At 53.8% G+C, this 16,305-nt stretch carries 16 protein-coding genes and 3 pseudogenes; 12 read left to right on the forward strand and 7 right to left on the reverse strand.

Features of this window, described 5'->3' with window-relative positions; genetic code table 11:
* Positions 1-16: 16 nt before the first annotated feature.
* From AC1Q8Q_RS23570 to AC1Q8Q_RS23585, 4 genes and pseudogenes are all read left to right on the forward strand, one after another.
* Positions 17-262: pseudogene (locus tag AC1Q8Q_RS23570) on the forward strand (IS66 family transposase); the annotation flags it as partial.
* A 13-nt stretch (positions 263-275) separates the two neighbouring features.
* Positions 276-730 (forward strand): annotated as a pseudogene (locus AC1Q8Q_RS23575) (DDE-type integrase/transposase/recombinase); the annotation flags it as partial.
* Positions 731-1,044: 314 nt separating this feature from the next.
* The gene (locus AC1Q8Q_RS23580) at positions 1,045-1,377 is read left to right on the forward strand and encodes a DUF2790 domain-containing protein (RefSeq protein ID WP_033979951.1); all 333 of its coding nucleotides are present in this window, start codon (positions 1,045-1,047) and stop codon (positions 1,375-1,377) included.
* Between the two features lie 159 nt (positions 1,378-1,536).
* A pseudogene (locus tag AC1Q8Q_RS23585) lies at positions 1,537-2,297 on the forward strand (OprD family outer membrane porin); the annotation flags it as partial.
* 36 nt (positions 2,298-2,333) lie between these two features.
* On the opposite strand, the gene AC1Q8Q_RS23590 reads toward AC1Q8Q_RS23585, so the two are convergent.
* Positions 2,334-2,603, reverse strand: coding sequence for a hypothetical protein (locus AC1Q8Q_RS23590; protein ID WP_033979952.1), 270 nt, complete (start codon positions 2,601-2,603; stop codon positions 2,334-2,336).
* Positions 2,604-2,738: 135 nt separating this feature from the next.
* On the reverse strand, positions 2,739-3,788 hold the full coding sequence (locus tag AC1Q8Q_RS23595) for a DNA-binding protein (RefSeq protein ID WP_011154388.1): 1,050 nt from the start codon (positions 3,786-3,788) through the stop codon (positions 2,739-2,741).
* A 186-nt stretch (positions 3,789-3,974) separates the two neighbouring features.
* On the opposite strand from AC1Q8Q_RS23595, the gene AC1Q8Q_RS23600 reads away from it, so the two are divergent.
* From AC1Q8Q_RS23600 to AC1Q8Q_RS23615, 4 genes are all read left to right on the forward strand, one after another.
* Positions 3,975-4,985, forward strand: a complete 1,011-nt coding sequence (locus AC1Q8Q_RS23600) for a tyrosine-type recombinase/integrase (protein ID WP_077747747.1) — start codon at positions 3,975-3,977, stop codon at positions 4,983-4,985.
* Between the two features lie 119 nt (positions 4,986-5,104).
* Entirely contained in the window at positions 5,105-5,857 is a 753-nt protein-coding gene (locus AC1Q8Q_RS23605; RefSeq protein ID WP_492615561.1) for a DUF7146 domain-containing protein, read from the forward strand.
* A 385-nt stretch (positions 5,858-6,242) separates the two neighbouring features.
* The gene (locus tag AC1Q8Q_RS23610; protein WP_198865903.1) at positions 6,243-6,968 is read left to right on the forward strand and encodes a hypothetical protein; all 726 of its coding nucleotides are present in this window, start codon (positions 6,243-6,245) and stop codon (positions 6,966-6,968) included.
* A gap of 44 nt (positions 6,969-7,012) precedes the next feature.
* Complete coding sequence (locus AC1Q8Q_RS23615) at positions 7,013-7,423, forward strand: hypothetical protein (protein WP_198865904.1); 411 nt, start codon at positions 7,013-7,015, stop codon at positions 7,421-7,423.
* A gap of 41 nt (positions 7,424-7,464) precedes the next feature.
* On the opposite strand, the gene AC1Q8Q_RS23620 is transcribed toward AC1Q8Q_RS23615, so the two are convergent.
* Both AC1Q8Q_RS23620 and AC1Q8Q_RS23625 read right to left on the reverse strand, forming a co-directional pair.
* Entirely contained in the window at positions 7,465-7,950 is a 486-nt protein-coding gene (locus AC1Q8Q_RS23620) for a DUF6998 domain-containing protein (RefSeq protein ID WP_232925725.1), read from the reverse strand.
* Positions 7,951-7,986: 36 nt separating this feature from the next.
* Complete coding sequence (locus tag AC1Q8Q_RS23625; protein WP_198864929.1) at positions 7,987-9,396, reverse strand: site-specific integrase; 1,410 nt, start codon at positions 9,394-9,396, stop codon at positions 7,987-7,989.
* A gap of 720 nt (positions 9,397-10,116) precedes the next feature.
* Here AC1Q8Q_RS23625 and tnpA point away from each other — a divergent pair.
* The 3 genes from tnpA to tnpC all read left to right on the forward strand — a co-directional run bounded on the left by tnpA (position 10,117) and on the right by tnpC (position 12,405).
* Complete coding sequence (gene tnpA, locus AC1Q8Q_RS23630; protein ID WP_009682494.1) at positions 10,117-10,449, forward strand: IS66-like element accessory protein TnpA; 333 nt, start codon at positions 10,117-10,119, stop codon at positions 10,447-10,449.
* On the forward strand, positions 10,446-10,781 hold the full coding sequence (gene tnpB / locus AC1Q8Q_RS23635) for an IS66 family insertion sequence element accessory protein TnpB (protein WP_492615555.1): 336 nt from the start codon (positions 10,446-10,448) through the stop codon (positions 10,779-10,781). The genes tnpA and tnpB overlap by 4 nt, the downstream gene beginning before the upstream one ends.
* Positions 10,782-10,842: 61 nt before the next feature.
* Complete coding sequence (tnpC, locus tag AC1Q8Q_RS23640) at positions 10,843-12,405, forward strand: IS66 family transposase (protein WP_492615556.1); 1,563 nt, start codon at positions 10,843-10,845, stop codon at positions 12,403-12,405.
* 883 nt (positions 12,406-13,288) lie between these two features.
* Here the strand turns inward: tnpC and AC1Q8Q_RS23645 are convergent.
* Positions 13,289-14,119, reverse strand: coding sequence for an inositol monophosphatase family protein (locus AC1Q8Q_RS23645; protein ID WP_108215600.1), 831 nt, complete (start codon positions 14,117-14,119; stop codon positions 13,289-13,291).
* 527 nt (positions 14,120-14,646) lie between these two features.
* Positions 14,647-15,174 carry a hypothetical protein gene (locus tag AC1Q8Q_RS23650; protein WP_256594898.1) on the reverse strand — a complete coding sequence of 176 codons (528 nt, stop codon included), beginning with the start codon at positions 15,172-15,174 and terminating at the stop codon, positions 14,647-14,649.
* Positions 15,175-15,258: 84 nt separating this feature from the next.
* On the opposite strand from AC1Q8Q_RS23650, the gene AC1Q8Q_RS23655 reads away from it, so the two are divergent.
* The gene (locus AC1Q8Q_RS23655) at positions 15,259-15,543 is read left to right on the forward strand and encodes a helix-turn-helix domain-containing protein (RefSeq protein WP_019649822.1); all 285 of its coding nucleotides are present in this window, start codon (positions 15,259-15,261) and stop codon (positions 15,541-15,543) included.
* A 255-nt stretch (positions 15,544-15,798) separates the two neighbouring features.
* On the opposite strand, the gene AC1Q8Q_RS23660 is transcribed toward AC1Q8Q_RS23655, so the two are convergent.
* Entirely contained in the window at positions 15,799-16,248 is a 450-nt protein-coding gene (locus AC1Q8Q_RS23660; protein ID WP_492615557.1) for an Xre family toxin-antitoxin system antitoxin, read from the reverse strand.
* Positions 16,249-16,305 lie beyond the last annotated feature (57 nt).

The following is a 16,305-nucleotide window of genomic DNA, read 5'->3' on the forward strand; positions in this document are numbered from 1 at the left end:
AAGGGAACCAACGGACAAGGTCTACGGCTGCCGCGGCTGTGAAGCCGCACCGGTCACCGCCGACAAACCGGCTCAACTGATCGAAAAGAGCATGGCCAGTCCTAGCGTCCTGGCGATGCTGTTGATCACCAAATACGTCGATGGTCTGCCGCTGCACCGCTTCAAAAAAATCCTCGGTCGTCACGGCGTCGATATCCCCCGCCAAACCCTGGCGCGCTGGGTGATCCAGTGCGGCGAGCACCTGCAACCGCTGCTGAATCTGTCTACGAAAACAGCCCGGCGTGCCGCGTCGGCACGAAGGCCGTATTGCGGTGCAAACCAGCGATACGCGTTGGTGCTCGGACGGCTTTGAGTTCCGCTGCGAGGACGGAGCCAAATTGAGCGTAACCTTCGCCCTGGACTGCTGTGATCGCGAGGCCATCGGCTAGGTCGCGAGCCCGACCGGGTACAGCGGCGATGATATCCGCGACTTGATGCTGGAAAGCGTGGAGAGGCGCTTCGGTGATCAACTGCCCGCCACGCCGGTGCAATGGCTAAGCGATAACGGCTCGGCGTACACCGCCGACCAGACGTGCCTGTTTGCTCGACAGATCGGCTTGCAGCCGGTGACCCCCCAGTTCGCAGCCCGCAGAGCAACGGCATGGCCGAGAGCTTCGTGAAGACGATCAAGCGTGATTACGTGGCGCACATACCTAAGCCGGATCGAGAAACGGCACTACGTAACTTGGCCAATCCCTGTGATCCTGCGTGGTCGTCTTACTTTGCCCAACGTCGAGCTGCGATAGACGTGGATTGATTGCCCGGTACTAGACCATGGTGCTGACGAAAGACTTGAGCCGGATGAGGCGCGACTCTCATGCCCGGTTCTTTGGGGGCGGTGGCGCAGTAATGCGCTGCTGTTACCCGACGAAAGTGTACTTAAGCCCTACCATCTTATCTCGGCGCCATAAACCAGGACCTTCATCTCCTCCCTCCTTGATTCCGTACTTAACTACGGAGGTAGAGTTGAATCGTGGATCGAAAACCCGAGAGGAGATCGCCGTTATGAAACACCTAAGACTGCTGCTGATAGTGAGTGCGACTCTGCTGTCATCCACCGTATGGGCCGATGGCAGTTCCGATCGCCTGTACGGTAAGATGATCCAGGCCAACGAGCAATCCATGCGCGAATACGCTAGCGCCCAAGGCAAGAACCCGCCAGAAGTCACTCACTACCGCTATGGCATGAAGCTCGACATCGCCAAGGTCATTCACGTCACGTCGACCAATGGCAACTGCGATGTGATGCCTGCGCAAATGACCTACGAGGATTCGAGCGGAAACCTGCATATTCTGGAGTACCGCGTATCAGGAACGGACTGCAGGAGCCAGCACTGAGCATTGTTGACGTGTTGCTGACGGAAAAGTAATTTTCACGTCACCCTGACGTTATTTTGCATGTGGAAGTATGTAAGAAGCGCACCCGGCTATGCCCGGCGCGCTTCGGCATATACACAACCGCACAATGAAAAATCTGCCAAAACATCAAGAGCGTTTATGAACAACAAGGCCCTGTTGGGACTTTCTCAGATCGTCTTGAGCATCAGCGCTGCGCAGGCTGCAATGGCCGCCGAGGAAAAAGGCGAGGGATTCATCGAAGGCAGCAGCCTGAGCATCCTCAATCGAAATTTCTACTTCAACCGTGATTTTCGCAAAGGCCAGTCCAGCAGTACAGGAAATGGCTACTCGGAAGAATGGGCCCACGGAGTCATAGGCCGATTCGAGTCGGGCTCGGCCAGGCCGAGGACAATTACTCCAAGCTCGGCGGCGCCGTAAAGACCCGTTTCCTGGACACTGAAATCAAAGTAGGCGATGTCTTCCCTGTCACGCCTGTCGTGCAGTACGGCGATTCGCGACTGCTTCCGGAAAGCTTCCGCGGCGTCACCGCATACAACACCAGTGTCGAGGGCTTGGTGCTACAGGGCGGACGCCTGCACGCGATGAGCCAACCCAGCTCCAGCAGCATGCGGGATGATTTTGCAACCTTCTACGCAGGCGAAGTCGGCTCTCCGTGGATAGTCGGCGGTGATTACACACCCAACGACAACCTTGGCTTCAGCCTTTACACCAGTTGTCTCAAGGATGCCTGAAACCAATACTATACCGGCACTACCTGGAGCTACCCGCTTGCAGATGATGTCGCCTTGGTCGGTGGTTTGAATTACTACAAGGCCGTCGATGAGGGGAAGCAGCTCCTCGGCAGTTTTGAGAACGATATCTGGAGCGGCAAGGTCGGCCTCCGTGTCGGGGCGCACACCGGCGAGGGACGGAGACGGCCGACGTGAACCAGATCGCTATTGTGCCTTGCTATCGCCCTTCGGGGACTCCATTCCAATGTGTTGGTTCATGTTCTCCATCATTGTATTGCAGTTTTTCATCATCTTGGACATTTCCTGCATGTCCATCATCGGCATATGGTTGCCGTCCATCATGTGCATGTCCTCACCCTTATTTGTCTCGGCACTGCTTTGGGCGGGGGCTTTGGCCTGTTCGGCAAATCCCGTGGCAACAGTTCCAAGGGCTATGAAGGTAGCAAGGACGGTGTAGGTAATGGCGTTACGCATGGCGACTCTCCTCATCTACGACCTTGGTTTCCAGCCAGGCTGTGTATTGAAGAGTTGATTGCTCCACTGTCCTCCTGTTTGGCTCCTTTGGTTTGGAGGATGGTTTCAGGCGCCTGAGGTAGGCGCCTTTTTCGGTCAACAAGTCTTCGGCTTCATCGCTCTGGACTCTGCGAGCTGGCTTGACAGCACCGCGTTGTCTTGCACGAGAAGCTGCTTTTCTGTGGCCAACTGGCTCAATTGGCTTTCAGTTTGGCTTAAGCGTTCCGCCAGCAGGCTTCGCTCCCGTTCATTGACGGCCAGGTAAGTCCGCGTCTCAGCCAAACGCTGCTCACCTTGGCCATGGCGCTGCTCCAGTGCCTGATGCGACTGTTGCAAGTCGGTGAATTGAAGTAAGACGTGTTCATGCGCAATCTGACTCTGCGCGAGCGTCGCTTGCGTCGTGAGCAGGGTGCTCTCTAGACGATCATGGTCCTGCACCAGGCGTTGTTCCTGCGCCTGCAGTTCGCCCAGGCGGGTTTGCTGCGCGAGCAGACGCTGCCGGAGCGCTGCCAATTCGTGTTCCAGGCGCTGCTGGCGTTGCTCAGTGGCCTGGCGCTCGTCGCTGCGTTGTTGCGCGACCGATGCCTGGTAGTGCTCAAACTGCTCCCGCGCTTGTTGCAGTTGCCGGGTCAGTGCGGCCGCCTCGGCGGCGCGGTCAGCCAGACGTTGTTCGAGCCCGGTCTTTTCACTGCCCAGGCTGGCCAGGGCGATCTCCTGACGCTGCAGGGTGTCAGCCAGCCCCTGGCTGCGCGTAGTGGCTACGGCAAGTGCCTGGGCCTGCTGCTCCTGAACGCTGAGTTGCGCGTCGCGCTCGACGAATGCCTGCTGCAACTGTTCCTGCAACGCGTCGGCCTCTGCCTGGTGAGCCGCTACGGCCTGCTGGAGTTGGACGGCCGCCTCCGCCTGAACTTTTTCGTACAGTCCTTTCAGCGCCAGGACCAGCTCCGCGGGCAATCCCAGTTCGGCCTGGGCCAGCGTGCCGGGATGCGCGGCTTTCCAACGCTTTAACAACGGAGCAATCGTGCTTTTGCTGCCCGTCCCACCCAGGGCGACGCGGATGCTGTCAATGGTGGGGTTGTGGCCCGCAGCCACCAGTTGGGTGGCCGCCTGGGCAACATGCAGGTAGAGGACGCCGGAACGGGCCATGAACACCTCGGATTTTTTCGTACCGTATTATGGAAAACGTAATACCTCGATTTAAGTACAGAATAGTTCAGCCGACTGAGACCGTCAGTTGACCCACGATAAGCGCGGTTATCGTGAGTTAAGTCATCGCGATCGAGGGTTGTGTCTATAATCTGCGGTACACATGGCCTAAACAGGCGCTTCGTGATGACAGCCGGCAATAATGACGAAAACCTCCCCACCAGGCGGCACGAAGAGCCGACAGTACTTGCGCGTACCCCCGGTACGCTCACCACCCCCGAACAATTGGCTGAGCAACATCAGCGTTTTCTCGCCGCCGCGACAACCGACAACACCCGGCGCACCTACCGCTCGGCCATTCGCCACTTTCTCGCCTGGGGCGGCGTGCTGCCGTGCGATGAAGCCGCGCTGATTCGTTATCTATTGTCTTTTGCGGAAGTATTGAACCCGCGCACCCTGGCCCTGCGCCTCACGGCGCTGTCGCAATGGCACCGTTATCAGGGTTTTCCTGACCCTACCGCCAGCGCCACCGTGGGCAAAACCTTGCGCGGTATTGAGCGGGTGAACGGGCGGCCTCGACAAAAAGCCAAGGCCCTGGTCCTAGAGGATCTCGAACGCATCGTGGTGCACCTGAACACGCTCGACGGACTGGCGACACTGCGGGACAGTGCACTGCTCCAGGTCGGGTATTTTGGTGCGTTCCGGCGCAGCGAATTGGTCACGCTGGAGATGCAATACCTCGAGTGGGAGCAGGAAGGTCTACGGATCACGCTGCCCCGTTCCAAGACCGATCAGGAGGGCGAGGGACTCGACAAGGCGATCCCATACGGCGACAGCATCTGCTGCCCCGCGACAGCGCTACGCCGGTGGTTGGACGCGGCTCAGATCGTTCAGGGGCCACTGTTCCGGCGCATCAGCCGCTGGGGCGTACTCGGCGAGGTGGCACTGCACGAGGGCAGCGTGAATACCATCCTGACGGCACGTGCCGAAGCCGCAGGGCTGTTGTATGTGCCCGAACTGAGCAGCCACAGTCTGCGTCGGGGACTGGCTACCAGTGCGCATCGGGCTGGGGCGGATTTCCTTGAGATCAAACGACAGGGTGGCTGGCGGCACGATGGCACCGTACACGGCTATATCGAGGAAGCTGGAGCTTTCGAGGAGAATGCGGCTGGCTCGTTATTACGACGCAAACCGTAGCCAAGGTTTGTAAGCAGGGCTGGTTAGAATCCCAAGTGGCCACCCTCTATTCTCGACCGTCCTTCCGCAGCACATGAGCAGTTCCCTTAAAAACAGTTACTTACAGAACGAATGTCCTAATTTTTGGCTTATCTCGGCACGCCCCCGAAAGGGCTTCAAACCTTTACCTTCGATCACGGCTCAACCAGATCTGGTCGGAGACGTTACCTTTAACTCATACCGATGCAGAGCCGGCGCGACTTTACCTAGCAAGTCGAAAGATTCTTTGCTGGGACAAGCCAGGTGCTGCACGAGTAGTGAGGTTTCATCCAAGGCTGGCCAGCTACAACGAAGACGGGGAGTTTGAGGGTGAGTTTCCCGGAATCGTGGCAAAGGTCACCAGAGATGGAGTGCCAATAACGCTTCACAGGTATTTTCTGACTGATAAAGGTCTGAAGGCGCCGGTGGAGAGCTCAAAAAAGATGTGCTCGTATCCAACCGATAGGTTGGTGACGGGAGGCGGAATCATCATCGGCAACATGGATGCAGAGGTTGTCCATGTGTGTGAGGGGCTAGAAACTGCTTGGGCAATCGAGACAGGTATGGATCAGGAAATTGATGTTTTTCCTACCGTTAATGCGACATTGCTTGAAAGTTTCACACCAGGACCAAACACAAAGATGGTGGTGATTTGGGCTGATAAAGACAGGTCTGGACGCGGTGAAGAGGCAGCCTTGGAGCTAAAACGGCGCCTATGGGAGAAAGGTATCAAGGCTCAGATCATGATGCCTTCGCTGCCTATCGCTGATGGTGATAAATCTGTCGACTGGAATGATGTTTTGATCCAACTCGGCCGTATGGGCTTCCCTAAGCGAAGGAGGGCGGTGGCATGAGTCAGTGCCTCGACTTCGACCCAAGGGTGGTCGTAACTGATCCTGGTAGCTGTGAGTCATGTCCTTTCTCGCCACCCGCCGATTTTATCGGTGGGTCGGCGGATTACCGACTGTTGATGGTTCGCCGGTTCAGGGTTCCATCGACACGTCGCGTCATCATGGATCATGCAAGATCCTTAGAGGAGGGCGGTATCACTGTTACGGGACGATATGCTGTAGCTGCAGTCGAGATTCTCTATCGGATTTGCGCTGCGGAAACCACAATGAGAAGGGCCAGCTGATGCTGGCCCTTTTTTTTTGTCGCCGCTAACCGTCTGTCTGTAGAATTACAATTGCAATGTACGATAAGCGTGGTCTCATGAAGTGAGTCCAACAGAGAATTTACATGACCTTCAAAGTCGTCAAAGTCAGCACATCAGCAACCGCGCAGCCAGGCGTCTACCAAGTTCTGTTTAATGGCGATGACCGGTTCTTTCGTTCGATTGAGATTCACGTGTCCTGTGATTTCGGGCTGAACACGCTAGATTTTATTGAAATCTACGGACTCTGGTGCTGCTTGGTGTGGCTGGAGCTTGCCGGCTCTGGGCGCACATCTCGAAATCTGAAAATCGTTGTTTCACGTGGCGCTGTAAAGCGCCTCCTCATGGTCACGAGTTCAAAGGAGGATTTGTATCGGCATGCGTATGCGCTGCGTACACAATTCTTCGGTCTTCATGACATATCGGTTGAGAAGGGAGAAGGGTGGACAGCTGAAACTCATCCGGGGATCAGCGTCAAATGGAATGGCAAACCTCCACCCCAGCCTTCAATTGACAATCCAGTTTTTGGAAAGATTTTCCTGACCTATCACTCCGCAGTTGAGTACCTGGACGAGACCAATGGCGAATGCAAGGAGGAGAATGTTTTCGCCAGATTGAGCCGCCTGGTGCGGGATGCGGATCGGGAGGCAGCGCTCCCAGATAAGGAGGCGGGTTACAAGGCTCGGCGATATGGGAGCTCTCAAGATGGCGTTCGATACCTGAACAACTCAGCAGGTTGGCAAATTGTTGTCAGACCAACAGAAAACAAGGACGCGCTCGTCGCATTGACGGTGTATCAAAGGCAGGCATAGCGGAATAGCAAATGGATAGGCTTAAGCAACACGTTGAACGGTTTATGGACGATCTAATCTCGCTGCTAAAAATCACAGACCCCACGGCATGGGAAGCAGGGAAGGAAATCTTCGAGTGCTCGGTTGATAGAGATCAGTTAGCTGTTGACTACCTGATAGAGCAGCCAGTAATTCTGCAGAACATTTCACAACGGGCGCTATGCGCAGCAGGCTTTTCCGAGAGCTCCTTCGTACAGCGCATCTCCAATGGGGGGGTATATCGACTACAGACCAGGCAGATCACCTACGATGACCGCGGCCTTCCTCTTGCAGTTCAATTGGTAGGTGTTCCAATTCATCACGTCGGCCGCGATGTACCCCTTGAAGGGCCCAACCTGATCGGTCGCCTTGACGAATTCGTGAGTATGGAGACAGGCAAGCAGATTCACGGATCTGAGTTGCTCGATCTTCTTTAGCTCGGGTGTCGCCGGCGAAGTTTGGCAGGAATTGTTGGAGGCTAACCGCAAGCAGGTTTGGCAGGTTCTGTCCGCTTCCAACGAAGTGTTGCTATTGACTTGAATTGCTGAATTCCCAATGAGCCACGAATGTTGCGGGCCTTTGAACCAGGCTCCGCGATCCTCGAAATAACCTTGTCACGTGGCGCCTCATAGATAGCGATCGCGTTGAAGTTGAAATCCAACAGTACCAGCATGACCGCATCAAATTCCTTAGTGACGTCGATACTCCCCAAGCGGCCCATAGCTGAAGTTGACGTCACACACCGCCCTTTGATCTGGATCTTCCATGTGTGCCCTGAACGCACCTCAGTGGCGTCGTAGCCTGATTGTCGGGCATCGCTTAGGGTTAGCCCGAGAAGATGCGCAGCTTCAAATTCAGCAACTTCGCCTGTGATACCCAAAGGCTTCCCTGTGAGGGCGCGATATTTCTGCGCAACGATTTTTGCTTGTCCCAGAAGATTCAGTATTTCGTTCGAGTCTGACAAGGATGCCTGGCCTGTATATCGCTTGGGGCTGGAATATTACCGGTCTTCGATGACAAGATATTTGTTAGAGCGATGACGCTCCTCATCCCGGCTGTTGTAATACGTGTCTACCGTGGTGGCCAAGCTCTGGTGGCGCAGATCAGCCTGGAGATCTTTGTGGTCACGCACTTTTGCATCGGCTGTCGCAGATGTGTGACGGAGCCAATGAAGCGATGCTGAACGGAGGTTCTTAATATCGTCATCAGGGAAGCCATCCGCACGCATGCGTTCCAGGGCGAAATCGAAAACCTCCTGAACAAGGGTCCTGATATGGCCCTCTGACAAACCTGCACGGCCTGTGAGGGACTGTAGGAGTGGCGCAGAATCATCAGGAGACGGTCTAGGAGAGAGATTTAGGAATCGCCTGTATCGGTCCATCCAGACGTTTATGTACTCGTCCTTGACGCTAATTTTTGCTGATTTGTTGCCCTTGCCAATGACGTGAAACCACCAGTTTCCATGATCATCCTTCCTGAAATCACTCATCATGGGTTGCCAGTTATCCCTGCCAACTATATCGGAAACGCGGAGATACATTGAATAGATGGTAGCAATGATGAAAAGGGTGCGTTCGTAAAGCTTTTGTTTGGTCTCAAGAAGCTCAAGTTTGGCCTTAAGCGCCTTTCTATCCTCTTCGTCTAGCTCTTCGATGTCCGCTTTGGCTGCTGCTTGGGCTTCTGTTTTCGCTTCGTATGATGCTTGATCAGCCATTAATTTCGCTGTCTCTAGGACGAAACTCCATTGCAGCACGGTCAAAGCCTTCGCTTTTTCGTCGGCCACAACCCGCTGTTTGTACTTTGATTTCTGTTTGATTGCGCGGATTGGGTTGGCGTTATTTGAGAGACCTTCGTCAGCTGCCCATTGAAAGAAGCTACCGCACACGGCAAAGATCTGTGCGATTGAGTCCTGTTTCATCCTGTAAGGTTTAACCTCAGGCTCTTTGTTTTGTTCCTGGGCGAGTTTGAGATCAGGTTTTTTGACTGTCAGGAAGAATGGTCGCCAATGAGTGTTGATTGTGTAGGTGTCAGTGGGTTTGGGGGTGCGTCCGCCAACACGCTGATAGCGAGCCTTAACGACCGGGCCGATCCAATCTACAGGTGGCTTAATGCAAAACTCCATGAAGCGTTCGCCATCCTGACGGGTCATTTCCAAGAGTGGCTTTTTGCAAACCAGAAGCGTCCAGAGCAGCAAGCGCTCAACGTGTGTACGATAGGAATTGAAGGTTGCAGAATTGCCTTCATACGAGCGCAGGAAGCTCCTGACAGCGCGATAGCCATCGATGGCACACAGCTCACCGGGGAAGGATTCCAGGTAGCTAATGACCACCGGTAGTTCTTGAGAAAGGTTGTTGTGGTTAAGCTCAAGGAATCGGTCGTGCGATTCGAACAACGGGATCAGGTTTGCCATGAAATTGCCATGCGCGGATTTGTGGACACCCTGCTAATCTAGCCGCGTTTCGCGACAAATGCAAAATACGGTTCTACCCATTATCGAATATTGCACGGGTTTGGAGGGCGCCCCCTATGTCGAGAACAGCTAAAAATGCGAAACCCGTCAGTTAAAAATGCCACCACGAATTCAAGGGCTTACGAGCACTCGGGTTTGTCCCATCCGTTTCGTGTTTACAATTAATGCGACATCGTGGCGATCAGAATCTGCGCAAATCGGTGCTAATTCGTTCCTGGTGACGCGACCGCACATGCAGTGAGTTATTTAATTCATTAAATTTCTTAATTTTTTTGACAAAACTAGATTGTTGTTGCCGCGCCAACCGTTCTGCTGAGCTTCATAAATCAGGTAAAAAAGCGACTTTTTGAACGCACTGAGAATTTCTGTCAGTTAAAAATGATACGTGGGTCTCAGAGTGACTGTATAAATTTAGCCTCACCAGCACGGTTTGTTAAAGGCTTTGTTCGGGAGTCATCTGAGCGGCCACAGCCATAGCGCGGCCGTTGCAGGTTTCGTCACAATGAAACAATTTTGGCACTCAAATCTCCTTTCAAATTCGACGCTGTTTAAAATTCGTATGCGTACGGCCAAGTCATCTACCCAGCCCTGCAAAGCCAAGACATGGTGTGCACTTAAATTTAAGTGGGCACCAGTTCTAGCCTTTTAAGCGGGTATTTCATGCAGCCAACACGCCGCTCCTATTCCAAATCCTTCAAAGCTCAGGTCATTCAAGAGTGTGCCCAGCCCGGTGCTTCGATTGCCAGCATCGCACTCAGCCATAACCTCAACGCAAACCTCGTCCACAAATGGATTCGCCTGCAAGCGCAGAAAAGCACGGCGCTGCAACCTGCATTTATTCCGTTACCCGTGCCGCTGGCAGGGGCGAAATCCCACACATCATCATCGAATATTTGCGTTGAAATACAGCACCCGCGCGGCACCGTCACAGTGAACTGGCCCACTGAAAATGCTGCTGCCTGCGCGACCTTTCTTCGAGACCTTCTGCGATGATTCGCATCGACTCCATCTGGCTCGCCACCGAGCCGATGGACATGCGCGCTGGTACCGAAACGGCATTAGCCAAGGTGATTGCGGTGTTCGGTGCGGCGCAGCCGCACTGTGCTTATCTTTTCGCCAACCGCCGCGCCAATCGCATGAAAGTGCTGGTGCATGACGGCTTCGGCATATGGCTGGCGGCGCGCCGGTTGAACCAGGGCAAGTTCCACTGGCCAAGCATTCGTCATGGCTCTGAAATGCAGTTGGACACCGAGCAACTCCAAGCCTTGGTATTGGGCCTGCCATGGCAACGAGCAGGTTCCGGCGGCTCGATCACACTGCTTTAACGGCTGCCATTAGCCTATCGGTCTATCGCCGCGAAGCGCCTGCTCTGGCAAAATTCGGCGCATGACTTCTTCTCCCAATCTCGACCAAATGACTCCCGACCAACTGCGTGCCTTAGCTGCGCAGTTGCTCACGCAAGTCGAAACAATGGGTAAGACGGTCGAAACCATGGGCAAGAAGATCAACCGCGATCAGACGGTGATCGAGAAGCTGACCTTCGAAATTGCGCAGCTCAAGCGCTTGAAATTTGCCAAGCGCAGCGAGCAGATGAATCCTGAGCAGGCCAGTTTGCTCGATGACCTGATCGATACAGATATCGCAGCGATTGAAGCAGAGCTTCAGGCCTTGCAAACAGTGCCAGCGGCGACCGAGAAAAAGCAGAAGCCCAAGCGCACTGCATTGCCGGCTGAGTTTCCACGCACACTGATCCATCACGAACCTGACAACACTCACTGCCCATGCGGCTGCGCGCTGAAACGCATCGGTGAAGATGTCAGTGAGAAGTTGGATTACACACCGGGCGTGTTCACCGTCGAGCGTCATGTACGTGGCAAATGGGTCTGCGATGACTGCGAAACGCTTATCCAGGCACCGGTTCCGGCTCAGATCATCGACAAGGGCATCCCAACCGCTGGGCTGCTGGCCCACGTCATGATTGCCAAGTTTGCTGACCATTTACCGCTTTACCGTCAGGAATCGATCTTCGGTCGAGCGGGCCTGGCGATTCCACGCTCAACCTTGGCCGAATGGGTTGGCGTGACTGGGGTTCAGTTGCAGCCGCTGGTCGATGCGCTGCGCGAAGTGGTACTCGGGCAGCAGATTATTCATGCCGATGAAACACCCGTGCAAATGCTCATGCCGGGAACAAAGAAAACCCACCGTTCCTATGTTTGGGCCTACGCCACCAGCCAGTTCTCGGATGTGGCAGCGGTGGTTTATGACTTCAGCCCCAGCCGTGCCGGAGAACATGCTCGCAACTTCCTGCAAGGCTGGAGGGGCAAGCTGGTCTGTGACGATTTTGGCGGTTACAAAGCCAGCTTCGAACTCGGCGTGACCGAAATCGGCTGCATGGCCCATGCACGGCGCAAATTCTTCGAGCTGCACGCTACGAATAAAAGCACGCTTGCTGAGCAAGCCCTGCGCTATATCCAGTTGTTGTACGAAATCGAGAGCGAAGTCCGCGATCTGGAGCCGGATTTACGGCGGCGAATACGGAAAGAAAAAGCCGTCCCGGTAATGGACATGCTACATGTCTGGATGAGCGCCCAGCGCGACCTTGTGCCCGAAGGATCAGCCATCAGCAAAGCACTCGATTACAGCCTGAAACGCTGGGCAGCGCTGTCGCGCTACCTCGATGACGGGGCTGTACCCATAGACAACAATTGGGCAGAGAACCAGATCCGACCATGGGCTCTTGGACGTAAGAACTGGCTCTTTGCAGGCTCGCTACGCAGCGGAAAACGGGCGGCGGCGATCATGAGTCTGATCCAGTCTGCGCGGCTGAATGGTCATGATCCGTACGCCTATCTGAAGGATGTTCTCACGCGCCTGCCGACGCAGCGGGCGAGTGAAATCGATCAGTTGCTGCCGCATAGGTGGCAACCGGTTTCATCACGCAAGGCGTGATGCCCGGACGCTTACTAAAATTCGCATCTTTGAGCGCGATGTCTGCTTACAAATTTTCACGGCCCTCATCTGTGGAATATCAATTCCAGTTAATTTACAGCGAGATACAGAAGGTTTGCAGGGAGCCACGCTGCACTGCTTCCAATCATTTGCCGATTAGTCGCTTTGATTTTTGAGTATTTCTAGAACCCCACCGTGATTCCCAGTTGAAATTGTCAGTCCACTTACTACCCGCGTTCTTTCATCAACGATAACCGTCATGACGGGTGGAGGTAAGCGCCGACCCTCGTCATCAACCAGAACGATGTCCAAGATGGGCGTGGATTTCTCAGTGTATTTCTCCATTGATAGGTGCTCCCACAAGGTTTACTCTTGAGAATAGACTACGCACTATTAGTCGTCTATGCCCTCTTGGTCCCCCCCTTCAGCCTTACGTCAAAATGTTCTGTTGCAGTGTTTTTTTTGTAAAGTAATGGGAGTTTTTGCGTAACTCAACTAAACATCTATTTAGTTTAGTTAAGTTTAAAGTAGTGTGAGTCGTATTCGACGGCAGTGTTCAAAAAAGCTACTATCTCGCATTAATAATCCCCCTACCCGTATATTGGACCGCCGATGCCATCGAAATAGTCCGACGCTTTTCTTTTCTTCCTGCAGGCGCCGCCCCTGGACGAGGACACACGTCTATTCCTTGTTCTTTTAGTGTAGTGGTTTGCCCGCAGGAGCTGAGCTCTCGACCCGGCTGAATGCCTCGATCGCGGTAGCTTTGACATCTTTATCGGAATTAATCGTCATCGGTTGGCCTCCTAAGTCGGAGAATTGCCTGACACCTCAGGCGACAACATTGGTATGGCTTGACTATAAACGCCAAATTCAATGATTGCGTCTAAGCTTGGCTCTCCTTCGCTGTGAAAATACGATTCCAATCTCGAGCCACCAATGTCTGGCACGCGATCTCTGATCCCCCGAAGCAGCGTCTTGAGACCGTCTGCATGTTTGCTTCTGTTACATAGCAAATTGACTCACCATTTTCATTGAGCAAAATGCCACCCGCACCTCGCAACAACGCGTGTCCTGCAACGACGTCATGTGCAGAAACCGCGTACAGAGAAACTCCGCAGACGCCATCTCCTGCGGCGACTTTTGCAAGCCTATAGGCAATTGAGGGCATCGCAACAAAACTGCTGGGGGTGCAGAGCTCACGATTGATATCTGGCTTGATGATCGCGGCGGCACTCACCATCACGTGGGAGCTGCTCGACAACGCCAGTCCAGTAAGCTTTCTTGCTACTGGCTGTCCATTGCGTAACAAATCGGGTAGTCCCTCAGACCAGGCGATGCAATCAGGCGAGCCCTCAACAGTGACTGGTGCGTAGACCACGCCCAATACCGGAATTTGCTTATGCAGAAGGCCGACAGAAATGGCAGACCCTTTGAGACCTTTGAGAAAATCACTCGTACCGTCGTTAGGATCGACGACCCAACACCAGGAATGTCCCGTGAGGCTATGTCCGGTTTCCTCGCCCCAGAAGTCACAAGAAAAAAGTCCTAGAAGTTGCTGGCGTAGAACGCGTTCGATTTCTATGTCTACTATGGCCTTATCGCCCTTCCCTCGTGGTCCATTTACCCTCGCCCATTCCGCAATAAGTAGCTGCCCCGCGCGGATAACTACCTCGATAGTCTGAGTGAGTAGCATTGGAAGATCTGATTTGTGCATGGGGCTCTCAATATCGGAAGAAATACTGGGACGCTTGATGAGGGTTAGGCTGTCAGCTATGCAATTCAGATTTGTCTATGCATCCAGGGGGCATTCTCTGACCACATGTAATGGGTCGAAAATAGGCGTGTGCAGCCGCGGTCACCTTGAGGATTAAGGTTATGCTAGCCGCCCGCAAGGCGCCCAGTAGGTTCATGTTCTATTCCGAATTGCGAGGCCGCATCAAGAAATCTATGTGCTGCTTCATTAGATCTATTTGCCATCATGCGCTGAGCTTCGGCCTCAAATTGAGCCTTTAAAAACCACTTAGACGTTTTGACTTTACGTCTTCCTTTCACGGCCGCCTCTCGTAAACACTGTTGGGTAAGCGTGCTTCTTCGTTGCGCTCGTCGTGGCCTATAGCCCGCAGCTCTGATTAGCGCGGAGGTCGATAAGTTTGAAAGCCTGAAGTATCCGTACCCTCCTCCCCGGTTTTATCTGCAAAAAGGTCTCCTTTGGGATCTACGGTACCAATGGAGAATCGACAACTACTCAGGGGCGTCCTCCTCATCAGGTAGATTTACTGCGTTGACCATTCGAGTGATGACGATAGACAACCATGTTTGATGGGCGACAAGCTCTGGGTCATCGTCACCGTCCGCATTGGACGTTTCATAGAGTGATCTCCAGCCCAGGATATCTGCTGGGTCGACCTTAGCGTTGTCTCTGAATACAGCTTTTGAAGCAAGCCGGTAGGCGTATGTATCCAAGCAAGTGTCATCCGCCAACCTTAGCTCGACTCGGCCAACATTAAGCACATTCTCAGCGATCCAGCGCGGAGAGCCGTTAAGTTTTGGAGGTATTGCCAGCAGGACACCAACGATGGCCTTATCTGAATCAGGCCGATCCATTTCGTTGAACAGGTCGATCAGATGTTGGCCGGAGAAGCGTTTGACTATCTCTATGCCCTGCTCCGGCTGAGCAACGTTCGCCACCGCGACCATCAGCATGGTTGAAGGACTGTGCTCATTACTCGTCGCAGATAACTGACGGGCGCTAATCTGAAGTGCGGGCATAAATCTCTCTCAAAATGAACACTATAGATTGTAGCTCTATAGAGTTCAAAAAGGCTTCATCGTTCCTATTGTGGATTAAGCAAAATGGAACTGAAGGAAGCGTTCGCCATTGCGTTACGTAACACACGGCTTCGCCGGGGCTTGACCCAAGAAGATTTTGGAATCGTCAGTAGCAGGACATATCTCAGCACGCTTGAGCGCGGCCTTAAGAACGTTACATTGGAAAAGGCATCGGAGCTTGCCGATAGAATGGGGGTGCACCCGCTTACCCTCCTTCTTGAGAGTTTTTTGCTCCTCGATCCGGATACAGATTTAGATTCGCTGCTTGAGCGTATTCGGCGTGAAATCAATACGGACCAAAACTCTTAGCTCGGAGCCGGTGATGTCGAATTATTGCGGAGCGTTGTCTGGTGTCTCGTACTGAGTCAGGTATATCGACCATGAGCAACTTGAGGGTTCCGGGGAAGTCCCCCTAGTCAATCTCAAGGTATACGAGAATCTCCAGCATGGTCCCGATGGCGTGCTGGCCAGGTAGGCGACTGGTTTCCGGCGATATGTCACCTGCCGTTGACCAGCCTCTCCCTGCGGCCTGTCCTATCTGCAAAGTGCTAATGCGCCATAGAATCAGAATGCTAACCCTTCTGCTAACTGAATCAGCTTCTCCTCAACCCGGCGGGTGCCCTGGATGGTTGAAAGCATCGCAATTGGGCTTTTACCCGAAAAGCAATCCTTGGACTTGGAGAGCCAGTGCTTGGCCTTTTCGTCGTCCCCGAAGAGCGTCTGGGCCATGGCGATGATGTGTGCAACACGAAACAGGCGATCGCTCTCGTCCACCGTCAATCGCTGGCCGCGCGCCAGCTTGGTTTTGAGAGCTTTGAGCGAAATTATCTGGTCGTGCTCTAGCGGACTCATTCTGCCAAAGTCGCAAAGGGCTTTCACATTACCAGCCGAGAAACCAGCTTCGATCAGTTCGTGGATGTCCCGATCTGAAGCGTCCGTGGGGATTTGGAGAAGTACTTCCAACCGCACCCGGTAGGCACCATAAGCATTCTCGCGCAGAATTTCAGCAAACATAGGGCACCCTCTTGTTCGGCATTTTCGGTGCACCTTTCGCGACAGGCAGCGACCGTC

It is taken from the genome of Pseudomonas sp. GW823-FHT06B06 (assembly GCF_058795195.1).

What these genes read in the sequence shown, in the direction of transcription:
- AC1Q8Q_RS23580 (WP_033979951.1), top strand. Translation starts at nt 1,045, where the DNA reads ATGAAACACCTAAGACTGCTGCTGATAGTGAGTGCGACTCTGCTGTCA.
- AC1Q8Q_RS23590 (WP_033979952.1), bottom strand. Translation starts at nt 2,603, where the DNA reads ATGCGTAACGCCATTACCTACACCGTCCTTGCTACCTTCATAGCCCTT.
- AC1Q8Q_RS23595 (WP_011154388.1), bottom strand. Translation starts at nt 3,788, where the DNA reads ATGGCCCGTTCCGGCGTCCTCTACCTGCATGTTGCCCAGGCGGCCACC.
- AC1Q8Q_RS23600 (WP_077747747.1), top strand. Translation starts at nt 3,975, where the DNA reads ATGACAGCCGGCAATAATGACGAAAACCTCCCCACCAGGCGGCACGAA.
- AC1Q8Q_RS23610 (WP_198865903.1), top strand. Translation starts at nt 6,243, where the DNA reads ATGACCTTCAAAGTCGTCAAAGTCAGCACATCAGCAACCGCGCAGCCA.
- AC1Q8Q_RS23615 (WP_198865904.1), top strand. Translation starts at nt 7,013, where the DNA reads ATGGACGATCTAATCTCGCTGCTAAAAATCACAGACCCCACGGCATGG.
- AC1Q8Q_RS23625 (WP_198864929.1), bottom strand. Translation starts at nt 9,396, where the DNA reads ATGGCAAACCTGATCCCGTTGTTCGAATCGCACGACCGATTCCTTGAG.
- tnpA (WP_009682494.1), top strand. Translation starts at nt 10,117, where the DNA reads ATGCAGCCAACACGCCGCTCCTATTCCAAATCCTTCAAAGCTCAGGTC.
- tnpB (WP_492615555.1), top strand. Translation starts at nt 10,446, where the DNA reads ATGATTCGCATCGACTCCATCTGGCTCGCCACCGAGCCGATGGACATG.
- tnpC (WP_492615556.1), top strand. Translation starts at nt 10,843, where the DNA reads ATGACTTCTTCTCCCAATCTCGACCAAATGACTCCCGACCAACTGCGT.
- AC1Q8Q_RS23645 (WP_108215600.1), bottom strand. Translation starts at nt 14,119, where the DNA reads ATGCACAAATCAGATCTTCCAATGCTACTCACTCAGACTATCGAGGTA.
- AC1Q8Q_RS23650 (WP_256594898.1), bottom strand. Translation starts at nt 15,174, where the DNA reads ATGCCCGCACTTCAGATTAGCGCCCGTCAGTTATCTGCGACGAGTAAT.
- AC1Q8Q_RS23655 (WP_019649822.1), top strand. Translation starts at nt 15,259, where the DNA reads ATGGAACTGAAGGAAGCGTTCGCCATTGCGTTACGTAACACACGGCTT.
- AC1Q8Q_RS23660 (WP_492615557.1), bottom strand. Translation starts at nt 16,248, where the DNA reads ATGTTTGCTGAAATTCTGCGCGAGAATGCTTATGGTGCCTACCGGGTG.